Annotated in this window: 29 protein-coding genes and 4 pseudogenes; 11 read left to right on the top strand and 22 right to left on the bottom strand. The window is 57.3% G+C overall.

All coding sequences use genetic code 11. From position 1 onward, the window contains the following. Window positions 1-88 precede the first annotated feature (88 nt). Genes KMP13_RS02640 through KMP13_RS02630 form a run of 3 tightly spaced genes read right to left on the bottom strand, consistent with a single transcriptional unit; the run spans window position 89 to window position 2,042 of the window. Window positions 89-640 carry a methyltransferase family protein gene (locus KMP13_RS02640; protein ID WP_215264017.1) on the bottom strand — a complete coding sequence of 184 codons (552 nt, stop codon included), beginning with the start codon at window positions 638-640 and terminating at the stop codon, window positions 89-91. Continuing rightward, a complete protein-coding gene (locus KMP13_RS02635; protein WP_058289269.1) occupies window positions 637-1,272 on the bottom strand; it encodes a cation transporter in 636 nt (211 codons plus the stop codon). The genes KMP13_RS02640 and KMP13_RS02635 overlap by 4 nt, the downstream gene beginning before the upstream one ends. Then, the gene (locus KMP13_RS02630) at window positions 1,272-2,042 is read right to left on the bottom strand and encodes a transglutaminase-like domain-containing protein (RefSeq protein WP_215264016.1); all 771 of its coding nucleotides are present in this window, start codon (window positions 2,040-2,042) and stop codon (window positions 1,272-1,274) included. The genes KMP13_RS02635 and KMP13_RS02630 overlap by 1 nt, the downstream gene beginning before the upstream one ends. A gap of 70 nt (window positions 2,043-2,112) precedes the next feature. Here KMP13_RS02630 and KMP13_RS02625 point away from each other — a divergent pair, with 70 nt between their 5' ends. Beyond that, complete coding sequence (locus tag KMP13_RS02625; RefSeq protein WP_215264015.1) at window positions 2,113-2,529, top strand: MerR family transcriptional regulator; 417 nt, start codon at window positions 2,113-2,115, stop codon at window positions 2,527-2,529. Here KMP13_RS02625 and KMP13_RS20365 read toward each other — a convergent pair whose 3' ends face one another. From KMP13_RS20365 to KMP13_RS02615, 3 genes are read right to left on the bottom strand one after another with little or no spacing between them, the layout of a single operon-like run. Then, window positions 2,530-2,754 carry a GDCCVxC domain-containing (seleno)protein gene (locus KMP13_RS20365; RefSeq protein WP_251363650.1) on the bottom strand — a complete coding sequence of 75 codons (225 nt, stop codon included), beginning with the start codon at window positions 2,752-2,754 and terminating at the stop codon, window positions 2,530-2,532. Then, the gene (merF, locus tag KMP13_RS02620) at window positions 2,730-2,939 is read right to left on the bottom strand and encodes a mercury resistance system transport protein MerF (RefSeq protein WP_215264014.1); all 210 of its coding nucleotides are present in this window, start codon (window positions 2,937-2,939) and stop codon (window positions 2,730-2,732) included. The genes KMP13_RS20365 and merF overlap by 25 nt, the downstream gene beginning before the upstream one ends. After that, complete coding sequence (locus tag KMP13_RS02615; protein WP_215264013.1) at window positions 2,936-3,316, bottom strand: hypothetical protein; 381 nt, start codon at window positions 3,314-3,316, stop codon at window positions 2,936-2,938. Before KMP13_RS02615 ends, merF begins: the two co-directional genes overlap by 4 nt. A 56-nt stretch (window positions 3,317-3,372) precedes the next feature. Here KMP13_RS02615 and KMP13_RS02610 point away from each other — a divergent pair, with 56 nt between their 5' ends. Beyond that, window positions 3,373-3,762 (top strand): MerR family transcriptional regulator, encoded by a 390-nt coding sequence (locus tag KMP13_RS02610; protein WP_058289271.1) that lies wholly within the window; start codon window positions 3,373-3,375, stop codon window positions 3,760-3,762. Window positions 3,763-3,872: 110 nt separating this feature from the next. Here the strand turns inward: KMP13_RS02610 and KMP13_RS02605 are convergent, their stop codons facing one another. Next, window positions 3,873-4,157, bottom strand: coding sequence for a hypothetical protein (locus KMP13_RS02605; protein ID WP_215264012.1), 285 nt, complete (start codon window positions 4,155-4,157; stop codon window positions 3,873-3,875). A gap of 166 nt (window positions 4,158-4,323) precedes the next feature. Here KMP13_RS02605 and KMP13_RS02600 point away from each other — a divergent pair, with 166 nt between their 5' ends. The 9 genes and pseudogenes from KMP13_RS02600 (at window position 4,324) to KMP13_RS02560 (ending at window position 13,711) form a co-directional block, all read left to right on the top strand. Next, window positions 4,324-4,644 carry a hypothetical protein gene (locus KMP13_RS02600; RefSeq protein WP_215264011.1) on the top strand — a complete coding sequence of 107 codons (321 nt, stop codon included), beginning with the start codon at window positions 4,324-4,326 and terminating at the stop codon, window positions 4,642-4,644. A 70-nt stretch (window positions 4,645-4,714) separates the two neighbouring features. After that, on the top strand, window positions 4,715-5,293 hold the full coding sequence (locus KMP13_RS02595; RefSeq protein ID WP_215264010.1) for a lytic transglycosylase domain-containing protein: 579 nt from the start codon (window positions 4,715-4,717) through the stop codon (window positions 5,291-5,293). Continuing rightward, entirely contained in the window at window positions 5,293-5,583 is a 291-nt protein-coding gene (locus tag KMP13_RS02590) for a TrbC/VirB2 family protein (protein ID WP_025060020.1), read from the top strand. The genes KMP13_RS02595 and KMP13_RS02590 overlap by 1 nt, the downstream gene beginning before the upstream one ends. Before the next feature lie 7 nt (window positions 5,584-5,590). Then, window positions 5,591-5,869, top strand: coding sequence for a type IV secretion system protein VirB3 (locus KMP13_RS02585; RefSeq protein WP_215264009.1), 279 nt, complete (start codon window positions 5,591-5,593; stop codon window positions 5,867-5,869). Further along, window positions 5,859-7,184: pseudogene (locus KMP13_RS02580) on the top strand (type IV secretion system protein B4); the annotation flags it as partial. The gene KMP13_RS02585 and the pseudogene KMP13_RS02580, both read left to right, overlap by 11 nt. A 5-nt stretch (window positions 7,185-7,189) precedes the next feature. Continuing rightward, window positions 7,190-8,747: pseudogene (locus tag KMP13_RS02575) on the top strand (type IV secretory system conjugative DNA transfer family protein). A gap of 284 nt (window positions 8,748-9,031) precedes the next feature. After that, a complete protein-coding gene (locus KMP13_RS02570) occupies window positions 9,032-9,841 on the top strand; it encodes a DUF1837 domain-containing protein (RefSeq protein WP_215264008.1) in 810 nt (269 codons plus the stop codon). Window positions 9,842-9,887: 46 nt separating this feature from the next. After that, window positions 9,888-12,947 carry a DEAD/DEAH box helicase gene (locus KMP13_RS02565; protein ID WP_215264007.1) on the top strand — a complete coding sequence of 1,020 codons (3,060 nt, stop codon included), beginning with the start codon at window positions 9,888-9,890 and terminating at the stop codon, window positions 12,945-12,947. Between the two features lie 302 nt (window positions 12,948-13,249). Beyond that, window positions 13,250-13,711 (top strand): hypothetical protein, encoded by a 462-nt coding sequence (locus KMP13_RS02560; RefSeq protein WP_215264006.1) that lies wholly within the window; start codon window positions 13,250-13,252, stop codon window positions 13,709-13,711. A gap of 109 nt (window positions 13,712-13,820) precedes the next feature. Here KMP13_RS02560 and KMP13_RS02555 read toward each other — a convergent pair whose 3' ends face one another. From KMP13_RS02555 to KMP13_RS02485, 15 genes and pseudogenes are all read right to left on the bottom strand, one after another. Next, window positions 13,821-14,819 (bottom strand): type IV secretion system protein, encoded by a 999-nt coding sequence (locus tag KMP13_RS02555; RefSeq protein WP_215264005.1) that lies wholly within the window; start codon window positions 14,817-14,819, stop codon window positions 13,821-13,823. A gap of 20 nt (window positions 14,820-14,839) precedes the next feature. Then, on the bottom strand, window positions 14,840-15,016 hold the full coding sequence (locus tag KMP13_RS02550; RefSeq protein ID WP_215264004.1) for a DUF4177 domain-containing protein: 177 nt from the start codon (window positions 15,014-15,016) through the stop codon (window positions 14,840-14,842). After that, the gene (locus KMP13_RS02545; protein ID WP_215264003.1) at window positions 15,009-16,004 is read right to left on the bottom strand and encodes an ATPase, T2SS/T4P/T4SS family; all 996 of its coding nucleotides are present in this window, start codon (window positions 16,002-16,004) and stop codon (window positions 15,009-15,011) included. The genes KMP13_RS02550 and KMP13_RS02545 overlap by 8 nt, the downstream gene beginning before the upstream one ends. A gap of 2 nt (window positions 16,005-16,006) precedes the next feature. Beyond that, window positions 16,007-17,323, bottom strand: coding sequence for a TrbI/VirB10 family protein (locus KMP13_RS02540; protein WP_215264002.1), 1,317 nt, complete (start codon window positions 17,321-17,323; stop codon window positions 16,007-16,009). Continuing rightward, a complete protein-coding gene (locus KMP13_RS02535; protein ID WP_215264001.1) occupies window positions 17,316-18,011 on the bottom strand; it encodes a TrbG/VirB9 family P-type conjugative transfer protein in 696 nt (231 codons plus the stop codon). The genes KMP13_RS02540 and KMP13_RS02535 overlap by 8 nt, the downstream gene beginning before the upstream one ends. A 3-nt stretch (window positions 18,012-18,014) precedes the next feature. After that, window positions 18,015-18,665: a virB8 family protein gene (locus KMP13_RS02530; protein WP_215264000.1), complete on the bottom strand. Its 651-nt coding sequence runs from the start codon at window positions 18,663-18,665 to the stop codon at window positions 18,015-18,017. 4 nt (window positions 18,666-18,669) lie between these two features. Beyond that, a complete protein-coding gene (locus tag KMP13_RS02525; protein ID WP_215263999.1) occupies window positions 18,670-19,449 on the bottom strand; it encodes a type IV secretion system protein in 780 nt (259 codons plus the stop codon). Further along, window positions 19,446-20,540 carry a lytic transglycosylase domain-containing protein gene (locus KMP13_RS02520; RefSeq protein WP_215264031.1) on the bottom strand — a complete coding sequence of 365 codons (1,095 nt, stop codon included), beginning with the start codon at window positions 20,538-20,540 and terminating at the stop codon, window positions 19,446-19,448. The genes KMP13_RS02525 and KMP13_RS02520 overlap by 4 nt, the downstream gene beginning before the upstream one ends. A gap of 46 nt (window positions 20,541-20,586) precedes the next feature. Next, window positions 20,587-20,745, bottom strand: a complete 159-nt coding sequence (locus KMP13_RS02515; RefSeq protein WP_024096575.1) for a hypothetical protein — start codon at window positions 20,743-20,745, stop codon at window positions 20,587-20,589. Further along, a pseudogene (locus tag KMP13_RS02510) lies at window positions 20,738-21,802 on the bottom strand (VirB4 family type IV secretion system protein); the annotation flags it as partial. The pseudogene KMP13_RS02510 and the gene KMP13_RS02515, both read right to left, overlap by 8 nt. 195 nt (window positions 21,803-21,997) lie before the next feature. After that, window positions 21,998-22,183 (bottom strand): annotated as a pseudogene (locus KMP13_RS02505) (ArdC-like ssDNA-binding domain-containing protein); the annotation flags it as partial. Next, on the bottom strand, window positions 22,167-22,412 hold the full coding sequence (locus KMP13_RS02500) for a hypothetical protein (protein WP_215263998.1): 246 nt from the start codon (window positions 22,410-22,412) through the stop codon (window positions 22,167-22,169). The gene KMP13_RS02500 and the pseudogene KMP13_RS02505, both read right to left, overlap by 17 nt. Before the next feature lie 269 nt (window positions 22,413-22,681). After that, window positions 22,682-23,983, bottom strand: coding sequence for a type II toxin-antitoxin system HipA family toxin (locus KMP13_RS02495; RefSeq protein WP_215263997.1), 1,302 nt, complete (start codon window positions 23,981-23,983; stop codon window positions 22,682-22,684). Between the two features lies 1 nt (window position 23,984). Then, window positions 23,985-24,236: a helix-turn-helix transcriptional regulator gene (locus KMP13_RS02490; protein ID WP_215263996.1), complete on the bottom strand. Its 252-nt coding sequence runs from the start codon at window positions 24,234-24,236 to the stop codon at window positions 23,985-23,987. A 139-nt stretch (window positions 24,237-24,375) separates the two neighbouring features. After that, on the bottom strand, window positions 24,376-24,768 hold a 393-nt coding region (locus KMP13_RS02485), incomplete at its 5' end, for a transposase family protein (protein WP_251363655.1).

The following is a 24,768-nucleotide window of genomic DNA, read 5'->3' as shown; positions in this document are numbered from 1 at the left end:
GCCCGAGACTGTCACCATAAGATTGAGCAATTTTGGACGGCAGGTTGACGTAAAATAGCGAAGGTCGGTTTTGTCGCTCATTCAACTTTCAGAAAAACCGTCTGACCCGTTTAGCATAATCCTCAAACGCAGTGCCGTACTGATCCTTTAGCCAACGCTCTTCAGCAAATGGGGTGACCACCAATATCGCAATTACCGGAGCGCCAACCGCGAACACCCAGGGCGCAGCTGACAAGATCATCCACCCGCCGACGATAGCAATATCGGCCACATATTGCGGATTTCGAGAATACCGATACATGCCTTCGGTGCGCAGCGTGCCCTTGGCACCACCCGTCTGGGGCACTCCGAAGTGCGAGACCTCCAGCCAGACAATGACATTGCCGATCACTATTAGTGGAAGTCCGACCCCGAAGCGCAGCCAACCTTGAATGGCGGCGTTGCCCCAACCCAGTATCCCCAAGACGATGAGGATGCCGAACAGCGTGAAAGTCGGCACCCAGACGAACACTGGCGTAAGGGCGGTATACTGTTTCGGCGGCCATATGCGGCGCTTGGGAAAAACAATCGACCATAGGATTGCTGTGAGCGTCGCTGCTGCAACCCCGAAGCCGGGATAGATGATAGCTGTCTGCATCATGTTTCTACATGCCCGTGCTCGATCATCTGGCGGCGCTCCGCGAGAGCCTGGCGCACGATCTGATAGGCCGAGGACAGAAACAGTCCCGCCATGACGGTTGCGACGATCAAGTCCGGCCAGCCACTTGCCGTGCCCCAGACGCCTAACGCAGCAAACATGACCGCGACATTTCCAATAGCGTCGTTGCGCGAGCACAGCCAAACTGACCGAACGTTGGCGTCGCCGTCTTTGTATCTGACAAGCAAGAGAACACTCGCCAGATTGGTGAGCAGGGCAAGAAAGCCCACTGCACCCATGATCTCGGCGGTTGGGACACCAACGTAGAAGACGCGGTAGACGGTAGAGCCGAAGACCCACAACCCCATCAACAGAAGGCTGACCCCCTTGAACAAGGCGGCGTTCGTGCGCGCTCTGATTGAAGCCCCGATGACCGCCAGCGAAATGCCGTAGGTCAGGGCGTCGCCTGCGAAGTCGAGGGCATCCGCTTGCAGGGCTTGCGAGTTGGCCAGATGGCCCGCAGCCATCTCGACCACGAACATCGTTGCGTTCAGGGCAATGACGATCCAAAGCCGCCGTTTATAGTCGTCCGAGACGCCTTCGAATTTGGCATCGTGTCCACAGCATCCAGGCATTAGGTTGCCTCCTGCGTTTCAGGGATTGATTGATCTGGAACAAGGGCTGCTTCGCCGCCGGGAATATCCGGCACGTGGCCTTTGCGCATCCTCCTGACGCGGTGGTTCATCCAATGGCGAATGATGACACGATAGAGAAGCCCCTTCACGCCGGTCAGCTGACGGTGGGTTGCATAAAAGGCATCGGGGTCATCGAAGGTGCCGAAGTCGTTGTTGATTCCGGTTTTTTGAATATAGGTACTGACCCCGTGCCATTCGACGTTTGGGTTCTGAAGACAATCCGTGCCAGCACCATAGGCGCAGAGCGATTGACGTTCTGGAAAAGCATTTTGCAGCGCCGCCAGGATGGGTGCATCCAGGATGAAGCCCTCCAGGTTCAACCACTGCTCTCTATGATGGATTTCGACCCAAGAGTGGATGATGTTGGCAGGGGCAAGCGGATAGACCAACTCCGGCACCACCCCGCGCTGCAATCGTTTGTCGATGGTGAAACCATGGAAGCGGCACGGCACACCAAGGGCGCGCAGAAGCGCCATCAGCAATGTGCCTTTCGTGTTGCACTGCCCATAGCCATCAGACAGCACCCTGGACGCAGGCAGCGCATCATCGGAGTTGTAACCGAACCGGATTTCGTTGCGGACAAAGTCATAGGCGGCACCGATACGGTCGGCGTTTGAAAGGTTCATCCAGCCACGATCAGCAACAAGGCGCTGAATAGGGCCAGCCTCGAAATCCAGAAGGGATGTTGGGGACAGGAATTGATCGGTCATCGAAGCCTCTTGAGTCTGTGTCCCACCCTATTTACAATCTCTAGTGACTAGAGGTTCAAGAGGTTTCTTCATGTTTTCTATCGGCGAGCTTTCAAGACGCACAAAAGTTAAGGTGCCGACCATCCGCTATTACGAGGAAATGGGCCTTTTAGCGGAGGCCGAGCGCACAAGCGGCAACCAAAGACGCTATGACAAAGCCGGATTGGAACGCCTCAGTTTCATCCGCCATGCACGCGATCTGGGCTTTTCGATTGAGGCGATCTTGTCCCTGATCGAGCTGCAAGACCACCCGGACAGATCGTGCGAGACCGCGACAGACATAGCCGTTTCGCAGCTTTCAGACGTGCGTGAGAAGATCAAACGGTTGAAGTTGCTGGAAAAGGAGCTGACCCGCATATCCAAGGGATGTGATGGACTTGGTGTGTCCGAGGACTGCTACGTTCTGGCGTCACTTTCTGACCATGAGCATTGCGAAAACGAGCACTGATCACCCGCAGCACGAGCCTCCCTCTTGGATTGGAGGGCATTTGACCGTGCCGTAGGAGCAGTACACGCAGCAGTCCCCTTCGAGCGGTTTTAGAACCGTGTGGCAGGACTTACATTCATAGAACCACTGACATGCATCCGTCGGCATCGTCTCTTCGGCAGCGTGTCCGCATTCTGGGCAGGTAATCGTAGATTGAAAGTTCACTTCGCTCGTTTGCGTCGCCATAGCGCGTATCCTGTAAGTAGTAGAAATCCAGCAAGGATTGGCAGCAGCAATTCGTCTCTATAGACGTAACCGAGTGCTCCGCTGATCCCAAGAAGCGAAAACAGCCATGGTAGAAAAGGGGTCAGGCAGCAAACTGCGGCCAATCCCGAACCGCCCAGGCTCAGTGGAAGCAACCAGCCCCTCATCGATACTGCCTAAACAAGGCAAACATCGTCCTCGCCGCGTCTTCTTCCCAGAGAGGTGAACTGGCAGCGAGAGCGAAAGCCAGCGTCGTGAAGCCAAGCATAACGACAGTTGAGCGCCTGCGTTTTGCGCATGCCCAACGCCGCCAAAGGCGGAACCATCCCCAAGCAAGTACAAGTCCCACGACAACCAATATCTCGGCGCGATACTCGACAAATGGCCCAAGCAAAACCAGCCACGTGCCACCCAGCCCTATGATTGAAAGGCCAATCGGCAATACGCAGCAGGATGCGCTTAGCAAAGCCAACAGACCAGCGCCGCCGATCAGCAGTCGGTTTGGCCCATTGGTTTCATCTTGAAGAGTTTCAGTATTCGACATCATGGCTGATCTTATGCATCCTGTAGTCACTACAGAAGCAAGCGGAGTTCGATCACATGATTGCGATTGGTGAGGCATCCCGCCTTAGTGGCGTTTCAATAGAGACGATCCGCTACTATGAGCGTGAGGGGATAATATCAAAGGCAGTCCGCACTGCTTCTGGGCGACGAGCTTATTCGGACACTGAGATTTCAGAGCTTCGCTTCATCAAACGATGCCGTGATCTTGGGTTCTCCATCCAAGACGCAGTTGCGCTTCGCAATCTCGCCGATGCACCGTCCGATGCATGTGAGACGGTCGAGCGACTTGGAAGCAAGCATCTCTCGGACGTTCAGGCGAAACTGGCGGAGCTTCGGAAACTTGAGAAGGCTCTGGTCGAGCTGGTCGCGAACTGCGCAAAGGGACAAAGCGACTGTCCGATGTTGGATGCTTTAAAAGCCCGCTAGTTGGAAAGTCGACGTTGGTTCAGTCGCAGCGCAATTTCACTTCGTCAGCGCGTTGGCGACCTTCGCCGCCGCTTTGTTGAAAGGCATCTTTCTCTACGTGAGGACAGGTGTCATTTCCTCACGTCGTCCAGAAGCTCCAAAACGCGCGCGTAGTCTTCGCTGGCGACGCGCGCTTGCTCGAAGATCTCACGACGCTCCAGGTCCTGGCAACGGAAGTACCGCTCAACTTCGGTAAAATACGTCTCCGCATCACGCCTCAACAGGTCCGCATAGGCCCATACGTCATCGGCATTGGTCGGCATCCAGGGCGGAGCAGGCGGCAGACAACTGCCCGCGATCGCCGCAGAACTCCAGCTCAGAACGATCATAATCGCCCATGTTTGTTTCAAAAGCACCATATTATCTTGGCTCAGCCACTCCGTTGCAGTAAATTCGTTTCAACGCATGAAAGGTGTAATAACTCAAAACGCACCTATTGATTGCATTATTATAATATTGTATCGGTTCGGTAGTCCATGAGGGACTGCCGGGCCAATGCAGAATTCTGCAAGGCTCGATCCTATGAATTTGATGCAAGATGCCCCAAATGTTGTCAGTGAAGACGGGCTGCGCACGCTGCTTGCCGAGGGTCATTCGGCGGATGTTGTGTGCCGGGATACGCCCAAACGTACAGGTGCTCAGTGGTCCGGGATTTGGACCGTGCATTGCGTCTCGCCAGATGGTGAGACGCGTCGCCTGCTCGTTACCGCGCGCAACAACATGGCTGCCCGAGAGTTCAAGACAATCAACGGCTTGTCCAGCTTCCTTGCTGGCCTTGGCGTTTCGATTGTCTCGATCCCGATGCTCGAAGGCAAGATCGCGTCTCACAACCTATACGACTAAGGCTAAACCACTTGCCGTCCTGGCAGCATGCATTGCTGTCCCCGCCTATTCCGACGGCTTCGTGCTTTCCATGCGGGCCGATGGCCAGCTGGAGACCAAAGCACCGCAATCAGGTTTCGCGCAGAGCTATGTCGACGGGATCGGCGCAAACCCACCAGAGCTGATCGTGTTTGCCTCCCCTGAGCCTGAAGATCCGCCTCTTGCACCCACCCGAGCAGTTCACCGCCCCGAAATCCTGTCAGCCATTGAAAGCACCGCGCATCGCTATGGCGGGCACGCCGCCCTGCGTCGCGCCGGTCTGTCGGTGAGGGAATGGCAGGCCCTCTTCCAAGCCAACATCGAAATCGAAAGCGCTTATCGCCCGAATGCGCGCAGCACCGCAGGTGCGATCGGCCTCGGACAGTTGATGCCTGCGACAGCCACGCAGCTTGGTGTGGATCCACATGACTGGCAGGCCAACCTCGATGGCTCTGCTCGTTACCTCCTGATGATGTTGGCGCAGTTTGGCACGCCCGAACTCGCGCTCGCCGCCTATAACGCCGGACCAAACGCGGTCGCGCGCTATGGCGGCATCCCTCCCTACCAAGAAACCCAAAATCACGTGCGCCGCGTCATGGCCGTGCGTGATCGACTGACTGGAGCCTCCTGATGCACATACAATTCCGCACGATCCTGTCGCTGGCTCTGGCCAGTTTGATGATTGCCAACCCCGCCTTTGCGCAGAGCATTGACCTCTCCCCGGTGCAGAACCTTCTGCAAGGCATTGTCGATACGATCACCGGCCCCTTGGGCATTGTGATCGGCACCCTGGCCCTGATCGGCGTGTTCCTCTCCTGGCTCTTTGGCATTCTGGATTTCCGCCAAGCCCTTTGGGTGCTTGTTGCCATTGCAGGCATCGCGGCTGCGCCGACCATCGTGACCGCCATCTGGGGCGCGTAAATTCGGCATGGCAACGCAAACCCGCCTCTTCCTCGGCCTGAACCGGCCGCCAAAGCTCATCGGCTTGCCGATCATGTATGCCATGGTTTGGCTGTTCGGGTTTGTGTTGCTGTTTCTCTGGGTTCAGAGCTGGCCGGTGATCATCATCGCAGCTGTGGCCTATCCTGCGCTGTGGAAAGCGGCTGACTGGGATCCGGCCTTTCTTGAGGTGATGGTCACCGCACTGCAGGAAACGCCCCCTACGCCGAACCGCAAAATCCATTCAGGGGACAGCTATGCTCCATGACCCCTCGGATGATCTTGCCATGCTGCCGGACTGGGCGCGCAAAGAGCGCCCGATGGCCAGCATGCTGCCCTATGTCAGCCTCGTGAATGACGTGACGATCCGCACGCGCGGCAATGCCCTTTTCCAGTGCATCCGCCTTGATGGCGTCAACAGCATGACCAGCGATGACGCGCATTTGGAGAAGATCCGCGCGCTCTTCGCGGCGATCATCGCGCAGATCGGGCCGGACTACAGTTTCTACGTCCACAAGGTCTCCAAGGCGATTGAGACCGCTTTGCCACCGGTGCCCGAGAAAGGGTTTGCACAAGCGCTGGATACCCGTTGGAAAACGGCCATGACGCGGTCGGGCCTGCGGGACAAGACGCTCACGCTCACGGTGCTGAAACGTCCTTCCCTCGGCGCGCGGCTGCGACTGAAGCGCTCGGTCTCAATCGCGCAGCTGAAAGACCAGACGGCCAAACAGCTGCGCAAGCTCGAGGAAGTCGTCGGGTTTTTGCAATCGTCCTTTGCCGAGATGAACCCGCGCCTTCTTGGGGCCAAAAGCGGCGAGCTACTCGGATTCCTCGGGGCGCTCAATATTGGCCAGGAACGACCGCTTTTCGCTAAATCGCGCTTTGGCACTATTGCCGAGGATGTGGCCAACACCCGCGTTACGTTTCAGGGGCGAGGCTTTACGCTGGACGATGGGACGGCGGGCAAGCGATTTGGCACCAGCTTTGCGATCAAGACTTACCCGGCCAAAACCAACTGCACCATGTTCGATGAGCTGAACCTGCCCGTCGACATGGTCGTCACCCATTCCTTCACGCCGATCAACAGCAACATCATGGCCAGTCGGATCAAGCGGCAACAGCGTCTGATGAAGGCCAGCGATGACGGCGCGATTTCCCTCGCAGAAGAACTGGTCGACGCGCTGGACGATCTGGAGTCGAAGCGCCTCAGCTTCGGCGATCATCACATGACGGTCACGGTCTTCGCCGAGACCGAGGAAAAGCTGGAAGCAATTGCCGCCGAGGTTCGAAACATCGCCGCCAGTGAAGGCGTAAACCTGGTGAACGAGAGCTTTGCGGCGCGCACCCATTATTTCGCGCAGCATCCGGGCAATGGGCAGATGCGCAGCCGCAAGGCCGCCATCACCAACACGAACTTTACCGATCTCGCAGCGCTTCATCGCGGTCAACTGGGCAAACCTGGCCATCAAGTGCCTTGGGGCAAGCCGATTACCCTCTTCCCGACGCCTGAACGCTCGGGCTTCCTGTTCAACTACCATGAGACGGGTCAGCCAGACAAAGAACCAAGGCGCGGATCGCACTTGGCGTCATGAGCTTTGCTCTTCTCGGCGCGGCATTGGGCTATGTCCTGGCGTCGGCCTTTCTGACGTTCCGCTGGTTCGGGGTCGGGGCGGAAATCGATTTTCTGATGCTGGCGCGTGGGTATGGAGGGCTTCGTACGACCCATCCGAGCGATATGCAGATCGTGCACTTGATTGTCGGAATCAGCACCGGTGCCGGTGTCTTGCTCAGTGCTGTGTTGATGAACGACGCGCTGACCAAGTTCGGTGAAACCCACTGGCAGCACATGTCCGAGATGAAGCGGAACGGCTTTTTCGGCAAGCCTGGCCATGGGTTTGTTCTTGGCAAAATGGGCAGGCCGAAGAGTCGGAAGCCGTTTGTTATGTCCAAGGTTTTTCCCCATGCCTTGATCGTGGCCCCGACCGGGCGCGGTAAGACCACGGGTTTCGTCATCCCGAACCTTCTGACCTACCAGGGCAGTGCGGTGGTTCTGGACGTGAAGGGCGAGAACTTCGAGGCGACGGCGCGGCACAGGGCATCGCAAGGCGACAAAGTCTTTAGGTTCGCGCCCACGGATTGGAAAGATGGCCTCGACCAACAACGACACGCTGACGTCCTACCTGTCGCTACTGATGACCTCGGGCCTCAAGCAGTGGTCGAACCCCGCCATAGACCGGGCAACCGCAACGTCAGACTTCGATTTCCGCGACATCCGAAAGACGCCGTTTTCGGTCTATCTCGTGGTTGAGCCGCTCATGGTGAAACCGCTCGCTCCGCTGATCCGTCTGTTCTTCTCAGACCTGTTGGCATCGCTGCAGGATCATGAACCAGGCAAGGATGAGCCGTGGCCGGTGATGATCATGCTCGATGAGTTCAATCGCCTGGGCAAAATGCCGATCGTGCTCGACAGTATCGAAACCCTGCGATCGTATCGTGCCAACCTCGCGATCGTCACACAAACCATTCCGGCTTTGGACGAAATCTATGGAGAAAATGCCCGCCGCGCTTTGCAAGGTAACGCGGGCATCAAGCTCTATCTGACCCCCTCGGATGAGAAGACCATCGAAGAGCTCAGCAAAGCCGTCGGCAAAACCACCAAACGGGTTGTGACCCGCTCGCGCTCGGTCGGCCGCAACCCATTCGCTGGGCGCAGCATGTCTGAGCGGACGGAAGAAACGGCTTTGTTACCTGAGGATGAGGCGCGGCGCATGGATCTGGATGACATCGTCTTGGTCGTCGACGCGCAAATGCCTGTCCGCGCCAAGCGGATCAAATACTATGAGGATCGCTTCTTTAAACAGATATTCGACAAGCAGACCGGCGATCAGCCATATCCCTCAGCGGGGGACCAGATGCGCGGCCTGCAAGGGCAGATCAAGGCTCTAGAGGCGAAGATTGGGTCGCTTGAGATGCCTGGAGTGGTTTCAGACGACGGCTCTAAAGGCGGAGGAAAGCGCCGAGAAGAGATCGATGATTTGGCTAGCGCAGAGCGGGGGGTGACGCCCGGCGATCAGCCCGGTTTGGGAGAGTATCGGGAAGGCACTGAACGTGTGGAAAGATTTATGGAAGAGGCGGCTGAAAGATGAATGACGCATTGCGGGGAACCATCGTGCTGCCGTGCTGAACGGCAACTGAAAACCGTGCTAGCAAGTTCAAACCACGAAAGTGGGCATTGCGGTTAACGGAGTCGGTCAACAATTTGGCTACGTTCCGGCCGCTTACAGCAGTACGAAAGGGAGAGTCCGGAACTTGCTCTGGGCAAGCTACCACCTTCATAATGCAAAAAGCTTGCTCTATTTTGGGTTGTTTTCTCGATGTGAATTCAAGACTCTGAGGCGGACCAAGAGATTTAGAGAAAGAATCAATAAATTTGACAGTACCTGATCATATCGCATGGCTACATAATACCGGCGAAACTGTTGCGACGGTAGACGGCCGCGAAGTTGAAATCTGGGTTTTACAGCACGCCGATAACCCATCGATCCTCTCGAATTGGGCCACCCACTACCGAAACCACTACTGCCGCGATGAAGATCTGCCTGATCTGGTCGCGGATACGGGACTATCGAACGCCGACTTTCTGACCTGCATTAAGTTTCCAGACACGGCAGCGGCCCCTGGACCCAGTACGCGCGCGGGTGACTTCGGTGAAATCCTGGTGGCGGATTTTGTCGAATACGTCCTGGGGTACTGGTGCCCTCGGCAAGGTCGATTTGAGGATCGCGAAAACCGTAACGTGCCTTCCAACGGCACAGATGTGATCGGGTTCAGCTTTATGGAAGACGAGCCAAGTCCCGACGACGAATTGCTGGTTATTGAGTCGAAAGCCGGATTTCGGCCAACGGCAATCAATCGCCTACAACAGGCGATCAATGATTCCAGCAAGGACCTTGTCCGTGAAGCGATGTCATTGAGCGCCATCAAACAGAGACTACTCAAGATTAACCGCTATGATGCCTTGAAGGTTGGGCGTTTTCAGAACCAGGCTGACAAGCCGTTCAAGCGAACCAATGCCGCAGTTGCTGTGCTTGACAATGAGATATTCAACGATATGGCGCTTGACGAGTCAGACGCATCGGAACACCCGAACGGGGACAATCTCCGGCTTATTGTCATTCGAGGAACATCGATGATGGACCTCGTACACGCACTTTATACGAGGGCTGCAAATGAGGCCTGAGCGGGAATCGCGACTAATCCTTGCCGCCGTTCAAGCGCGCGCGAAAATGTATGAGTTTCGTGCAGCCGAAGAGGATCATGTCCCGTTCAGGCGAGCGCCAGAGACCCTCTTCCCATTGGCTGTTGGTATTCTGCATGACGCAGCAGGCGCTATCGCCGATCGTTTTGTCGATCGGTCAGAAGGTCCTGTCATCCCCTCCGCTTGGGAAGAGGATGATGGTTCGATTGCGCAGATGATCCGGTTCTCGGCCTCGTTCTTTGACGCGTATTTAGAGTCGCAGCTGAATGCCGAACTCACAACCGAGTTCTCGACGCTCTGTGGGGCATCCTATTACCTAGCAGACAGTGTTGGAAGTGCGGTGGTTGTCGCCCAAAGGTCCGAAGCACCCTCTTTAGAACTAGGGCATGGCCTTTCACGGGTGGCCTGGCATATCCTTCGGGGTGACGTCGGTCCCGTCGAGGGGGAAGCTAAACATGCCGAATTCGGCAATCGTCTGCTTACCGCTTTGACTCGGCACTTCAGCCTTGAAATAGACGCCCAAGAGGAAATTTGCTCTTTGTGTGCTGAATTGCGGGTAAGTGTTTATGACAACGGATCGGCCCGTGAAGTCGTTTACGCGGATATCGTAACGGCACTCTGTGCTCGCAAGCTAGAGAATGCAGCTCGCACGATTCTGCCACCATCATCGGGCTTGCCGCATGATTTGTGGGCCCAAGCTTTACGTAAGCCGCGCTTCCCCAAAGAGCTATGGCCAGCTCAGAGAAGGATTGCGGAGGCTGGCCTACTAGAAGGAAACTCTGGCGTCGTGCAGATGCCGACAAGTGCGGGCAAAACGCGCGCGACCGAGTTGATCATCAGGTCGGTTTTTTTATCGGGGCGCTCGAACTTGGCTGTGATAGTCGCCCCGTTTCGTTCGCTATGTAACGATATTCGTTCCGATATGGTGGGGGCGTTTGTGGGAGAGGACGTCGCTATCGACGAAGTCTCAGACTCATTTTTACTCGATGTTGATCTCGCAGGAGTTCTTGCGCAGCGATCGGTTATGATCGTGACACCAGAAAAGATGCTCTACATGCTAAGGCGTGCGCCTGAACTTGCGGAGAGAATCGGCCTCGTCATCTATGATGAGGGCCACCAGTTCGAAGGCTTCGCACGCGGTCCGACCTACGAGCTGCTGCTTTCATCGTTGCGGATGACTTTGCAACGGGAGGCGCAGGTGGTCCTGATCTCCGCCGTCATTGGCAATGCACCGGTTATAGCCGAATGGCTTGTCGACGACGCCAATGCGGTGATCAGCGGTGAGGGTCTACTACCGACCACCAAAAGCATCGCCTTTGCAAGTTGGCAATTCGAGCGCGGGCTTTTGCAATACGTGAGTCCAGACGATCCTGAACAGCAAGAGTTTTTTGTCCCTCGCGTCGTGACACAGACCAATCTTGCCCTAAAGCCTCGTGAGCGCGTAGCACGCGTTTTCCCGAAACGGGGCGGTACTGGCGAGAGTGCGGAAGTCGGATTGTATTTGGGGCTGTACTTGGTCGAGCGCGGCAGTGTGGCACTGTTTTGCGGAACCAAGGAATCCGTCATTTCACTTTGTGGACGGGCAGCGGATATATTTGATCGCCGAGTCGCACTATCGCGCCCGCTTGATGTTTCCGACGCGGCCGAGATCGCGCGTCTCTCGCACCTCGCAAAACTAAACCTCGGCGCGGACCAAGATGTGACCCAAGCGTCAGAATTGGGGATTCTTGCTCATCACGGTAACACTCCGCAGGGACTGCGTCTCTCAGTCGAACATGCCATGAAGGAAGGGCACGCAAAATTTGTCATTTGCACCTCGACGCTGGCGCAAGGTGTCAATTTCCCAATTCGGTACCTTATCGTCTCGGCAACCCAGCAGGGCAAAGAAAAGATAAAGGTGCGCGACTTCCACAACCTTATGGGCAGAGCCGGACGGGCCGGAATGCACACAGAGGGTAGTGTAATTTTTTCGGCACCATCTATTTACGATCAGCGGGGCAATATCGATGGGCGCTGGCGTTGGAATTCCACCAAGAATCTCCTGGATTCAACACGTGCCGAGCCATCGCGCAGCAGCATCCTGAACTTGTTCGATGATTATGAACAGACCGCCAGGCTCCAGCTCACTTTTCAAGTGGGTTGGCTGGACCTTGCCTTTGCAACGCATGCCGACATCGACGCTGCAGTAACCTCGATCAAACGGAGATTTGATTGGGTCGACATTGATAGATTCAAAACTTTCGTCGCCGATCGCGCACGCGCCATTCAGCGCATCGCCGCCTATCTAGCGGCTTACGTGGATTTTTCGAGCGACCAAGCAGGCGAACGGATCGACGAACTAACCCGCAACACTTTGGCATGGCACTTGGCTGACGAAGCCACGCGCGAAAACCTTCTCGAAGTTTTCCACATGACTGGGAGAGCTATCAGGGAAGCTGGTGACGATGCGCTACGCGCTTTGATCAGAAAATCTCCACTTCCACCTGCAGACGTTTTTGCTCTACGTGATTGGACAAACGCTAACATTCAAACGCTTGTGGATGCGGCAGAACGTGGTGAACTTGTCGATGCAGTCTTTGCGGAGGTCCGTCAATACGTCACCTCCAAAGCCCTGACCAAGCTCACTGACCAAAACCAAATCCTGCCCACATTGAAGGCATGGATGGCTGGTGAGTCATTTGACACTATTGGGCAGGCGCTGCGTGCTGCCAATGTTCGGACTAGCAATCGGCATATTACAGCAAACCATGTAGTAGCCATCTGCGAAGGCGGTTTTGGGTTCGATCTCGCAATGGTCGTGGCATCGATTGCCGACCTCGTTGAACCTCGAGATCCAGCCCTCCACGAACAGCTGTTGTTGCTTCAGCGGCAGATAAAGAATGGACTGAGCAACACAACAGCGCTCGCCTTTTATGAAGCTGGTTTCAAGGATCGCGTGGTTGCTCAGGCACTGGCAACCTCATTTGGCGGCATTAACGATCGCCATGGTGTCCGGCGTGTTTGCCGCGCTCAGCAAGACGAGCTGAATGCGGTTCTCGACGCTTTCCCAGCATATTTCCAGAGTGTTGTGGAAGAACTGCGGCGTTGAGTTGGGCACGTCAAGCAGAACCGCTGGTTTCGTACTTGCGGCAGTTGAAATGCTGCTCCCCCCTCGAATGACGCGGAAGGGCTTCGTACGGGCTTTTGCGCTTGAAAAATGGAGGTCGTTAAGGGGCGATAGCACTTGAAACCCATCTTGTGACAACGTATTTCTGGCTTGAGCTGCCGCCCCAGCCTCCCCCCTCCGACGGGAAAGTATTCAGCATGCAGGGTTTGAAATAGAGCTTTTTCTGTTCGAGCGCGCACATAAGGAGGGATTGTGTATTTTTGCTCGCAATAGGAGAAACTCAAATGAACCTATCTGCACCGATCAATGAACTTAAACGCAAGGCAAAGCTGTTGCGCCGCTCTGAGGATATCCCACTCAATCAAGCGTATGCGCGTATCGCCAACGAAGAAGGCTATGCGAGCTGGGGGCTCTTAATCCGCGACTATGAAGCGCAGAAGCCAAAGCCGAATGCGCGACCTCGGACAGGCTATCAGATCACTTCGCTGCCAGTCGATGACGGCTACCGTAGAGAGGCGATAGAGCTGGCCAACAGCACATTTGAAATGGTGATAAGTCGGATTGAGCCCGATAACCCAGTGGAAACGCGGCGGCTCTGGGATGCGGTAGAGTACATCGATCATCACCATTTAAGCGCTGATATGCTTCCAATTGATAGTGAATACGCCCTGTCTTTGATCGAGGCGTTTTTGGTCCATCACGTAATCGATCTCGCCGTGCAAGCAGATCGAAACGCGGAAGCTTAAGCTAGACCAACCTTTGGCTGGGGGTGAATGCACCCCCAGCCAAAGACAGCTTTTGGCAAATCTGCAATGCAGAGCCTGCTCATGCTATGAATGGTGGAAACGGCCGACTTCACTCTAAGCGCTTGGCCCGTTCAGCGACCCTCTGAACCAGTGAAACGGTCGCAGAGCTAGCCTGGCGCATCCCAGCCCCGGCGATTTCCGCATTTGACCTTGTTCCAAACCGTGCCCGCGCCCGTGACCCCTTGGTGCCAATCAAGCCCTTCGCGAACCCGCTAGGTCCAGGAATGCTCGGCGGTCCGGCCATCATGAAGTTGCCGGAGATTGAGCGCACAATCAGCGGGGTGGCGATGATCATGCCGCCTGCGAGAAACATCATCATAAAGAAGGGCACCAGCGCGCCGATGTTGCTTGCGCCGGAGGGATCTCCGAGTTCGGTCATCAGCGAGCGGGACATGCCGACGACGGTGGAAAACACGCCAGCGATCACGAGGGGGTATAGCGCGTAGGATACGGTGCTGGACAGCCAGCGGTGGAAGTAGTCCTTGCTGACGTCGAACAGCGAAAGCGCGATCATTATAGGGGCGATGCCGATCATGAAGGCCAGCATGATCTTTGCGAAGATCAGGACAAGGCCGCAGAGCGCGCCGATGACGCCCAGGAGGAATGCGCCGATCGCGCCGATGAGGGCTCCGGCCATCCAATGCATGTTGTCACCGGCCGCGTTCAGGTAGTCGCCAAATTCCTCTATAAGATCGTCGAAGGCCCCGGCAAAGTAGGACGCGCCAGCCCCGCCACCGCCAAGCCCCGCCACCATGCCGCCCGCGAGCTGGTCGAGCCCATTAATCAGCGCGCTGGCCACCGCATTGAATTGGACCCAGTTCATTGCGAATAAAGAGATCAGCATGAGCTTTAGGGCGAACCAGAAGGCGGTTCGCCCATCCATGGATTTGTACTGAAACACCATGTTGAGGAAGACGCCGATCACAGCGAGCGTGGAGGCGACCGCAACGATGCCGCCAAGCTGACCGGCGACGTTGCCAAATGTGGTTTGGGCCGCGTCTTCCAGAAAGTTGTCGGTTGTCTCAACCATCCAGGTGACAACGCCCATAGGATCCCCCTCAGTTAGGTTTAGGCGCTCGCGCCGGTGCGACGTTTCAGGAAGGCTTTCAGAATGTGCTCACCGTCGAAATCCGGCACCACCGACACCAGCTCCCAGCCAGCTTGGCCAAGGGCGGTCAGCTGCGCTTCGATCTTCGGTGGCTTGGTTTTGGCGGTGTTGATCTGTTCAATCTTGTATTCAAACATGGGCTGTTTCCTTTGAATGGGCCGGATCAATCGGCAGGTAGAATTCGGTGATGCCGCGTGCGCCTTCATGGCGACCGGCTTGGATGATCACATCGATCGATCGAGTGATGTAGTCGTTCATGTCCTGGTAGGTCATGGGCACATCGGTTTTCAGGGCGGCGATGGCCAGGCGCTGGACCGCCAGCTGAGGAGTCTCAGAGTGTAGCGTGGTGAGTGAGCCACCATGGCCGGTGTTTATGGCCTCAAGGAAGGTCATGGCCTCTTTGCCGCGCACTTCGCCCAAGACGATGCGGTCCGGTCGCATGCGCAGGGTGGAGGTCAGGAGGACATCTGCGCTGCGTGAGGGTTCATCGCGGTCGGACATCAACGTGACGACATTGGGCTGTGTCGGGCGCAACTCGGCGGCCTCTTCGATAGTGAGAATACGCTCGTCGGCGCGCACGAAGGAGAGGATCTTGCGCGCCGTGACGGTCTTGCCCGTCGAGGTGCCGCCGGACACGATCATATTGAGCTTGTGGGTGACGCAGAACTTGATCGCAGCGTCGATGTCGCCGGTGGCCACGACATCGCGCAGCTCGGCATTGCGCTTGCGTCTTGCACCCTCGTTGCTGCGCTCTTTGCCGAAGAGATAGGACAGCTTGATCCGCTCCAATGGCAGGTCGGCGAAGAACCGCAGGGAAATCGCATAACCGCCATCAACGGCGGGAGGCTGGATGACTTGAGCGCGGATTGGGCGGTCACGGTAGTCGATGCTTACCGAGACAATGGGTTTGGTCCGACTGAGCGTGGTGTTCGCGGCGGAAGCAATCTGATTGCCAAGGTCTTTGATTTCATTGGGCGAGAGCTGTCGATTGACGCGCCGCATAAAGTGATCCCCCTGAAACTCGGCCCACAGCGTGCCGTCAGGATTGATGCAAAGCTCGATCAGCTTTGGATCACGCGCCTCGGGGATCTTGTCCATCGAGCTTTGCAGGTAGCTGGCCGCCATGATCAGAAAATCTCCAGATCGCGATCAACCATCACGGTGACACGGGCACCTTGATCGACATAGATCACGGGCGATACAGATAGATATTCGCCAATCACGCTTTGCGCGCTGTCTTGCAGGTCTTCGCCAATGCCCTCGAGCACATCCGAGGTGATCTCATCTTCGATGTTCTGGGCTGCGACGGCGGGCAAGGCTCCGATCAGTGATATCAGAGCAGCGGACCCGAACCGAGTGCCGAAGCGGCTGTCGACGAAACCGGTTGTGCCGGACCGCCCCAGTTCATCACCACCGAAGGCGCTGATTTCGACGGTCTGGTTACTGGGCAGAATGATCCGGTCCCAGGCGATGGTCACGCGTTGTTGCGCAATATCTAGGCCGGATTGATACCGCCCGATCAACCGCGCCCCGCGTGGGATCAAGACCCGCGTGCCGTCATAGGCGTGGACATCTTCAGACACCATTGCTCGGACCTGACCGGCAAGCGAGCTGTCTATCGCTGTCTCGAGCACGGCCTGGATCATCGTGCCCTGAACAACCGTGTTTGACGGGTTCACGATCACCTGGGCCTGGGTCACCTCAGCGGGTTCAGCGCCGTTGCGGACAAAGTCTGTGTCGCCATCAAGCCGCCGTTGCTGCGCGGCGGTTTCATTGTTGCCGTTACCCGAGCCGCCAAAGGCGATGATTGGGCTGGCGATGCGGGCTTGGAGTTCGTCAAGTTCGGCTTGCCGCCGCCGTTCCAGCTCCTGAAGGCGCAGTTCCTCGGCCGTGGGGCCGGTTGGTGCGGGCGTGCGCGGGGCTTCCAGGCGTGCAAGCTCCAGATCGTTCTGCAGACGCTGGATTTGCCGTGCGCGTTCTTCCAGTTCTTCGCGCAAGGCGGCTTGCGTTGCTGCTGCCTCGCTGCGCAGGGCGTCGATCTCTGCGCCCAAGGTATCCAATGCCTCGAGGTCGACGGTTGGGGCTTCAGGCGCAGGTGCTTTGCGCAGGGCTTCGAGTTCGGACCGCATAGCGTCCATTTGCGCGCGCAGCTCTTCTGTCTCGCTTTCTGGTTCTGACTCCGCTGGAGGTAGCGATGTGTCTATCGGTGCAGGAGTTGGCTCAAGGTCTCCAAACCCCGGACCGGCCGCTTGGAATTCATCTGGGGAGGCGGTTTCCAGGCTGTCGGGGTCAGAGCCGCCAGAGAACAACAGCAAGAAACCGCCAAGAGCCGCGATTGCTCCAATCCCTAGGGTGATGGCGACAAAAGATGGCCGCGCCTTTCGGTTTTGTGGTTTTCCTTCAAGTGCTTCGAGGCGTTTCTTAAGCTCAGCTGTTTCACTCATCGGGATTTGCCTCGCTCATCTCTTGGACGCAGATCTCGTCATCGCCGAGCCTGAGAACCCATCGAGTGCTGACACCTGACACGCGGATCACGCCATCTGGCCGCGCGAGCGCATTCACGCTGCGCTCATTGCCACCGGACCATCGAAAGATCGCGGGCAATGGGGCATTCGCGGCAAAGCGGAAATAGGTGAAGGTGCCATCGTCCCAAATCTCGCGCGGGGTGATCTCGGATCGCGCGCTGACGCCGTAGGCGTGGTTTGCTGGCGCAGTGGCAGCCATACGCGATTGCCGAGGGGCCGCTTCGGGATAGGTGAAGCGAATGACGTAGAAGGTCGGCGAACTCGCCTCGGTCACGTTGAAATAGTAGCTACGCCGGTTGGTGTAGACGGTGATATTGGTGTGCGCGCCGCGTGTAACGGGCTTGATCGCAAAGGCCTGACCACCGGGCACTCCGTCCAACAGGAAGCCTTCGGTGTCGCCAGCAATGATCGAGCGGATGGTCTCGCCCTGGCCAAATTCAATGCTGGTCACGTGGGTCAGACTGGTTCTGATGCGGTAGACCTGCCCGTCCTGATAGGTGGCCAGCCGGACGCGGGCATCAAAGGGGCCTTGGCGCGGCTGTGTTTCTGCATAGGCGATGCCAGCAGACGGAACGAGGACGGCGAGGATCAAGAACAGGCGGCGCATTGGTTACTCCAAACGATCCGAGCGGATCGCGTATTCGGTGACGGTGAAGCCAAAGGGGTTCTGCCAGACATCGTCGATCGACCGGCTATTCTCGGGCCGAAATTCAAACATCAGGGTAGCGGTGAAGAGTCCGTTTTGAGAGCCGCGCGGTGAGTTGAGCCGCTTGCGCAGGCGCACCTGGGCACGATTGGCGCTGATATGAGTGATCGACAGAACCTCGACCTCAAGCCGGGCATCTGTGCCGTAGCTGTCGGGCGGATAGGCCTCGTGGCCGCTGGTCCAAAGCGCGCGCAGCCCTGCGGCGGCCGCGCCGTCCGACTGGTCCAGGACCCGCCGCACGCGCACATCATTGTCGAGCTGATTGTAGGTCTCTCGATCAATCACATAGCGGTAGACCTGTGCCTCGATGATAGCGGGGCGTTCCGTGAGTGAGACCGCTTCAACCATGGCATTGGGGAGGGCCATGCCGGTTTCGCTATCAAAGGGCACGATCATGGGCGGCGGGTCCACGTCGAACAGGGCCACGAGGGCGGCGGCGAGGCAACCTGCCATGCCAAACCCCATGCCTGTCAGCCCCAGTTTCTGCCACATGAGCTCGCGTCGTCGTGCGCCGTAGACGAGCTCTTCTTCGATGATTTCTGCCTCGCTGTTCATGGGGTCAGTCCGCGCGCAGGTCTGGCAGGGTGAAATCCATATAGCGGCGCTCTTCGGCCAGCGTCGCGGCATCGACCACTCCGGATTGGCCCGCGCCGACTGTTTGAATGGCTTCGAGCTCCCACATGCGTGTCATGGCGATGGCCAGCTCGGCCGTGACGCGGGTGTTGTGATCGACGGCTTCCTTGAGCGTTTCCATGTCGGGGATCAATGAAACCAGCTGCTCGACCCGTTCCAGCGATTGCGCGGCCTCGTCATAACTGTTCTCTGCCGCCGCCGACATCACCGCCCCGGTGCCCGCCTGGCTGGCAATGCGCTCAGCCCCCGGATTGCCGCTGCTGGCCATGTCAGAGAGGGTTTCTTGGTCAAAACCTGCGTCCTCGAGGGCTTGCGTCATGCGGCCTTCCATCTGAGGGGCCGCGTTGCCGATCAGGCCGCGAAAATCGCCGCTTTGGATTTGCCGGATGGTGCCAAGGAGATCGCCGAATTCCTGATCGAGTAGGCCGTCGAGATCACCACCCATAGCCATCTCGATGATATCCGTCGCGCCGGTCAAGGCGGCGTAAGTCTCATTGAGCGTGTCGAGTTGCTGCTGCACCAGGTCGAGCTGTTTGAGAAGCGTGTCGAGTTGGTCGGTCTGGATCCCGAAATCCTCCAGCATTTGCTGCAGCTGGCGAATTTCCTGGGCGATGTTGCGTGTGTCGACAGTCGGAACACCTTGGGCAGATACGGGTGAGGCAACCAACAGCGCGCAAGTGGCAACGGTAGAAAGAAAGCGGATCATCGGAATGCCTCCAGATCGAATTGCATGAAGTCTTGTTCGCGGGCCTGTGCGGCCGCCATGGCCAGCTCGGCCGAGCTAAGCGGGCGGGTATGGGCGGCCTTCAGGCGCGTACGGATTGCGATCAGGCGGGCGAGTTCGGCCCGCGCGTAGGTGTTGAGCGACATGGCCGCGTGAATGTCGTCGGTTTCGCCGATGCGGGTGATGATGTCCTGCACGCGCAGCGCGGCCGCTTGCACCGAGACCAATGAGTAGTCGCCATAGACCCCCGCCCCAAAAGAGGTCAGGCTCATCGTGGAGTTGGCAAGCAAGACGGGATCAATCGTGCCAAGCGCATCGACGCCGCCGACGCGGGCAAGGTAGAGATTGTAGCGTTCGGGGATGACCTGAACGTAGTGCTGGGTCTCAGCGAAAGGGGGCACGCCGCCGTAGCGTTGCACATTGCCCGGACCGGCATTGTAGGCCGCCAGCCCGTGAATGATGTTGCCGTCAAACATGGCCAGCATCTGCGCCAGATAGCGCGCGCCGCCGTTGACCTGGATGTAGGGGTTTTCATAGTAGGCGGGGTAAATCCCGAGATCCTGCGCCGTGCCGGGCATGATCTGGGTCAGGCCGAATGCGCCGACAGGGGAACGCGCGCCGATGGTGAAGCGGCTTTCTTGCCAGATCAGCGCCTGCAACAGACAGCGCCACTGCTTGGGCGATAGACCCGCTGCGCGCACGCCGGACATGTGGTGCGTTTCTTGGGCGGCGCGAATGATCAGTTGTTCGATGGAGCCAGAGGCGTCGCCGAACATCTGGGCTGCGCCGGGGTTTGGATCAACCGGACCATAAAGCGTCTCTGCGGCGCTTTCAGGTGATGAACCAGCTTCCAAACTCGCGACCAGCGCGCCGGAGTTCCCGCTGGCAAGCGTCGAGGCATCTAGGATGTCTTCCAGCGCCTGGAGTTGTTCTTGCTCGAGTTCTTCAAGCTCTTCCTCTTTGGTTATCCGGTCCCGCTGCAGCGCCAGATCCTGTTCGGCTTGCTGCAGCACACGCTCGCGCTGCAAGAACATGCCTGCATCAAATGTGGGAACGCCTTGGGCAAAGGCCATTGGCGCGGCCAGTGACGCCAAGCCTGCAAGGATATGCGGGTGAAGCTTATTCACCCAGTCCACCAATCGGCCCGAGCAGTTCGAAATTGCAGTTGCTGCGACTGACTTCGGCAAAGGAGTTGAAGCATTCGGCTTCTGACGGCCGGTATTCCGCGCAGGCTGTCAGGGTCAAAAGGGTAAGGGTCAGCACGCAAAGTCTACGCATCAATCTGTCTCCAAAATTCGGGGTTCTGGCGATAATCCGCGCCAACAAGTGCTTCGCCTTTTTCCATACCGCCAAGGATCGTGAGGCAGGGCCCAAGAGCGCTCAGATCGGCGTCGATCACGACGGAGCCTTGATCGTCGCGCACCAGCGCCAGACGAGAGTTGCTGCCTGTGCCGAGCAAAAAGTTGAGCTCTTTTTCAGCGAGACCGAGCATCGTGTAATCGCTGGCCGAAGCGCGGATGTTGGGAAGCAATAGCTGCGTCGGCACAGCCTCGACAATCGTCTTGCCGGTGCGGGTTTTCTCAAGCTGGCTGGCGTATTGGGTCATCATGACAACGACGGCATTCTGTTTGCGCGCTGTGACCAGCCAGTTGCTCAGCCGGTCTGCGAAATACGGGTTGTCGAGCGCCTTCCAGGCTTCATCAATAATGATCAGCGTAGGTTTGCGATCTTCAATCACGCGTTCCACCCGCCGAAACAGATAGGACAGTACCGCCATGCGTTCTTTCTCGCTTTCGCTGTCGAGAATGCCGGTCAGGTCGAACCCGACAACGTCACCATCGAGCGAGAAGGTATCCTCAGAGCTTTGCCCGAAAATCCAACCGTAGCGGCCCTCAGCGGTCCATTCCTGTATCCGTTCGAACAGATCCCCCTCATCCGCCCCGGCCACAAAGAGCGAGGCCAGATCTTGCCAATTGCGAAGGGCGGCATCGCTCGCCCCGGCGTTCTGGCGCACCACTTCTTGGATGCGGTTAATCTGAACTGGGCTCAGGGGCTTGTCAGCGCGATGCAATAGCGTGGCCAGCCAATCGGAGAGCCAGGCTTGGCCGCGCCCATCGATTTCTGTCCGCAGCGGGTTTAGACCTGTCGCTTCTCCAGCCTTGATGGCGCTGTAACGCCCGCCATTGGCCCGCACCGCCATTTCCATTCCTGCACGGTAGTCGAAGACAAATACCCGTGCGTCGCAGCGCCGCGCTTGGGTCATGAGGAAGGCTGACAACACCGATTTGCCGGAGCCAGGGCGGCCAAGGATCAAGGTGTGCCCGCCGGTTACCCATGCGTCACTCCCTTTTCGCCGTCGGTATCGACGTGCCGCTCGCGTTGGAGGTCTAGTTCTTCGTTGGCGATTTCGTCGAGGACATGCTCCATCGCCACACTGTTGGCCAGTGCGGCGTCGCTTTGGAGATAGGCCTTGGCCGCCCAGCTCTTGGGCCTGCTTGTAGGTCATCCAACGGCTGGACACATAACCCTGCTTGGCCGCCATAACCCAGAGCATCAGGACATTAATCCCGCGATACTCCTCGCCGTTATGCCGTGTCGGCAGGGCAATGCCGGACGCGCTCCCTGTCCACGGCTTGCGCCATGGCGGCGTGCCTGCCTCGATTTCTGCAATAATGGTGTCGGTGACATGGGCATAAACATCAAACTTCGGTGCCATTTGTGGCCTCCTCGATCAAAGTGACGCGGGTGAGGCTGCGCGCCCCCTTTCCGCCGATGGGCTGCGCCTCGGCCACCTGATCTGACCGAAACATGCTGTGTTTGACGTTGATCGACGTGATGTTGCCGCTGTCGTCGGTGTTGACGAAGAGCACGCCGCAGCTGTCCCAGAAGTTCTTGCCGTCTTTTTCACCGGATTTGACGTTCAGTTTCAGAGTTTGAGTAGCCATTTTTTGATCCTCACTTTGAGTGTTTCGATGAACATGACCCAAGCTGGCACCAAGGGGCTGTCAGCGAGAAACTTGCCTCGCGAGGAATGCGCTGACGCAGGGGAATTTTCTTGTTGAAGCGGGGCTTGTCCCGCGTCTGAAACGGCTGCCCGCTTATGTTCAGCAATCAGAAACACGGCATTGAGGATCTGAGTTCGGCTACGACAACCTGACTGAAGTCCTCTACCATCGAAAAGCCTCATCTTGGCACCAAGCAAGCGCGACCAGCTTTAGTTCAACAGGTGCAACCTAGCCTTCAGCGCGCCGTCGATCGAAGCAAGCAACGCCTCTGGGAAACCCTCTGGAAGCTGATTGAACGTGGCCTCAACGATCGCGTGCGAGGTCTCCTGCAGCTCTTCGAACAGGCCCTGCACGACTGCGCGGGATAAGCCAGATTGAACTCCGGTCTCCACGATGTGGCGGCCCACGATATTTGCCAGCTTGTAGTGGTTCGAGTTGCCGAAATTCATAGCGAGCTTGAAGTACTTTCGCTCGATCTGTCGCGCATCGACAGTCGGCTGCACCGTCAGAACGTCGTAAAGCGGTGTCATGCGAAAGCGACCGCCGGGCAAAAGACTGACGCTAAAGTTCTTACCATGCCCATCTGTCGCGCCCAGCAGCCAAAACAGGACATTCGTTTTGAAAAAGTCGTACCGGTCTTTGTTGGGGTCATCACTTCCCAACAATAGATCCATGATATCTGAGATTCCTGGGCCGCCCTCGTTCTGGTACTTCTGGGTAGGCACAACGGACAATGCTTGACAGCAATCCTCCTGCGGCAGACGGATCAAGCGGCCATCAGACGTCCAGCGCCGATCAAAACGCTCAACGACCAAGGCTTTCTTTTCGCCAAACTGCGCCATTTCGACATTCGCCGCCCGAAGCCCAAATGCCTCCATCAGCTTGAGGCACAAGTATTCATTCTCAACGCTGTCGGAAAGATCCATGCCGTTGGGAAGTCTGCCAATTTGCGGCTTGATGATGTGCGTGGTTGGCGTTGTACCGGTTGGCTCGATCCACTGGCCATCTTTACGAAGCAGCGCCGTTTTTTCCTGCGCACCAGCGACAGAAATTCGGAAGTCATTCTCGCGGCGGATCCCCAGTGGCGCGAGATCTAGGTCGCTCAAAATGGCCCCGATCTGCGCCTCGTCGACAAGTTCTCCAGTCAGCTCGGACATTGGCTGGGGCTCTTGCCCGTCGGGCAGAAACTGAAGCGCGCCGATGCAGTCCCGCCCGATTTGGGACAGCAAGCTGAAGGCATCGACGCCTTCAGCCCCGACGCGTTCCGCGACCCTTCGACGGATGAGGTCGCTGTCGGGCAACAGGTTGTCAAAAACGGCCATCACTGGTGCGCCGCTGTAGCGGTTCTCCTGCAATGGCAACGACAACGAGACCGGCATCCGGTGCTCCCACTCAAGCCAGTCTCGCGAATAGGCGAAACTGACGCCGCCGGAGGTCTCACGCACCAATTGACCCACGAGCCGCGAGTTCAGGAAAACGTTCAGCGGTGTGTAGCTGCGCTTGCGGCCCATGTCAGAAGATGTCCTCTAGCCCGTCTGATGTGCCTTTACTACGCTCGGTCACCGCTATTTCGAGCTCCAAGGCCGCGATCAAATCGAATACCGTTTCCAGCTTGGTTCCGCCGCTGCCGTTTTCGATCTTGGAAATTGTCTCTTGCCAGACACCGCTCATCGAGGCGAGTTCCTTCTGGGTAAGGTTCTTTGCCTTCCGAGCCTGGCGAATTGCGTGGCCCAAGTTTTTTGATGTACGAACGAGGTGCTTCATGGCGGTTCTCCTACCACTGAATATGACTTCTAAATCATAAATTGTCAATATGATCTCCAAGTCATAAAACTGCAGTATGATCCAAGCATCATAATGCTCGACAGCATTGGTAGCTGTTTTCCAGACTTCGCTAATACTCTCACACCTGCAGCCCCGCAGCACGAACCTGTTCGGGCGTCACCAGCTTTGATGCAATCAAATCCTCGATCTGCCGGTTGGTGATGTGGCGGCATAGAGGATGGCGCTCGTGGACCCACTCGGCGAGGCTGGCACGGCCTTTGGCTTCGGCCTCTCGCGCTTTCTCACGATCCGCCTGTATCTGGGCAAGGCCCTTCTCCCATCGGCGCATCTTGAACCAGTTGTCTGAGAAGCAGACTTTGCTGCGCGTGTAGCCTTCGCTTTCCTTGGCATAATCGTCCAAGATCGTGCTGAGATAGAACCAACCCCAGCCAAGCACCTTCAGATAGGTGAAGTCGGTCTGCCAGAGCTGGTTGATGGCTGTCGTTTTGTCTTTGAACTCGCTGGCAGCTTT

The organism is Epibacterium ulvae (genome assembly GCF_018678075.1).
Classification (GTDB): Bacteria; Pseudomonadota; Alphaproteobacteria; order Rhodobacterales; family Rhodobacteraceae; genus Epibacterium; species Epibacterium ulvae_A.
The sequence above is the reverse complement of the archived record's forward strand: the minus strand, read 5'-3'. Positions and strand labels throughout refer to the sequence as shown.

Coding starts and splice junctions, on each gene's coding strand:
- KMP13_RS02640 (WP_215264017.1), bottom strand. CDS start 640: ATGATGCAGACAGCTATCATCTATCCCGGCTTCGGGGTTGCAGCAGCG.
- KMP13_RS02635 (WP_058289269.1), bottom strand. CDS start 1,272: ATGCCTGGATGCTGTGGACACGATGCCAAATTCGAAGGCGTCTCGGAC.
- KMP13_RS02630 (WP_215264016.1), bottom strand. CDS start 2,042: ATGACCGATCAATTCCTGTCCCCAACATCCCTTCTGGATTTCGAGGCT.
- KMP13_RS02625 (WP_215264015.1), top strand. CDS start 2,113: ATGTTTTCTATCGGCGAGCTTTCAAGACGCACAAAAGTTAAGGTGCCG.
- KMP13_RS20365 (WP_251363650.1), bottom strand. CDS start 2,754: ATGGCGACGCAAACGAGCGAAGTGAACTTTCAATCTACGATTACCTGC.
- merF (WP_215264014.1), bottom strand. CDS start 2,939: ATGAGGGGCTGGTTGCTTCCACTGAGCCTGGGCGGTTCGGGATTGGCC.
- KMP13_RS02615 (WP_215264013.1), bottom strand. CDS start 3,316: ATGTCGAATACTGAAACTCTTCAAGATGAAACCAATGGGCCAAACCGA.
- KMP13_RS02610 (WP_058289271.1), top strand. CDS start 3,373: ATGATTGCGATTGGTGAGGCATCCCGCCTTAGTGGCGTTTCAATAGAG.
- KMP13_RS02600 (WP_215264011.1), top strand. CDS start 4,324: ATGAATTTGATGCAAGATGCCCCAAATGTTGTCAGTGAAGACGGGCTG.
- KMP13_RS02595 (WP_215264010.1), top strand. CDS start 4,715: ATGCGGGCCGATGGCCAGCTGGAGACCAAAGCACCGCAATCAGGTTTC.
- KMP13_RS02590 (WP_025060020.1), top strand. CDS start 5,293: ATGCACATACAATTCCGCACGATCCTGTCGCTGGCTCTGGCCAGTTTG.
- KMP13_RS02585 (WP_215264009.1), top strand. CDS start 5,591: ATGGCAACGCAAACCCGCCTCTTCCTCGGCCTGAACCGGCCGCCAAAG.
- KMP13_RS02565 (WP_215264007.1), top strand. CDS start 9,888: ATGTATGAGTTTCGTGCAGCCGAAGAGGATCATGTCCCGTTCAGGCGA.
- KMP13_RS02560 (WP_215264006.1), top strand. CDS start 13,250: ATGAACCTATCTGCACCGATCAATGAACTTAAACGCAAGGCAAAGCTG.
- KMP13_RS02555 (WP_215264005.1), bottom strand. CDS start 14,819: ATGGGCGTTGTCACCTGGATGGTTGAGACAACCGACAACTTTCTGGAA.
- KMP13_RS02550 (WP_215264004.1), bottom strand. CDS start 15,016: ATGTTTGAATACAAGATTGAACAGATCAACACCGCCAAAACCAAGCCA.
- KMP13_RS02545 (WP_215264003.1), bottom strand. CDS start 16,004: ATGGCGGCCAGCTACCTGCAAAGCTCGATGGACAAGATCCCCGAGGCG.
- KMP13_RS02540 (WP_215264002.1), bottom strand. CDS start 17,323: ATGAGTGAAACAGCTGAGCTTAAGAAACGCCTCGAAGCACTTGAAGGA.
- KMP13_RS02535 (WP_215264001.1), bottom strand. CDS start 18,011: ATGCGCCGCCTGTTCTTGATCCTCGCCGTCCTCGTTCCGTCTGCTGGC.
- KMP13_RS02530 (WP_215264000.1), bottom strand. CDS start 18,665: ATGAACAGCGAGGCAGAAATCATCGAAGAAGAGCTCGTCTACGGCGCA.
- KMP13_RS02525 (WP_215263999.1), bottom strand. CDS start 19,449: ATGATCCGCTTTCTTTCTACCGTTGCCACTTGCGCGCTGTTGGTTGCC.
- KMP13_RS02520 (WP_215264031.1), bottom strand. CDS start 20,540: ATGGCCTTTGCCCAAGGCGTTCCCACATTTGATGCAGGCATGTTCTTG.
- KMP13_RS02515 (WP_024096575.1), bottom strand. CDS start 20,745: ATGCGTAGACTTTGCGTGCTGACCCTTACCCTTTTGACCCTGACAGCC.
- KMP13_RS02500 (WP_215263998.1), bottom strand. CDS start 22,412: ATGGCTACTCAAACTCTGAAACTGAACGTCAAATCCGGTGAAAAAGAC.
- KMP13_RS02495 (WP_215263997.1), bottom strand. CDS start 23,983: ATGGGCCGCAAGCGCAGCTACACACCGCTGAACGTTTTCCTGAACTCG.
- KMP13_RS02490 (WP_215263996.1), bottom strand. CDS start 24,236: ATGAAGCACCTCGTTCGTACATCAAAAAACTTGGGCCACGCAATTCGC.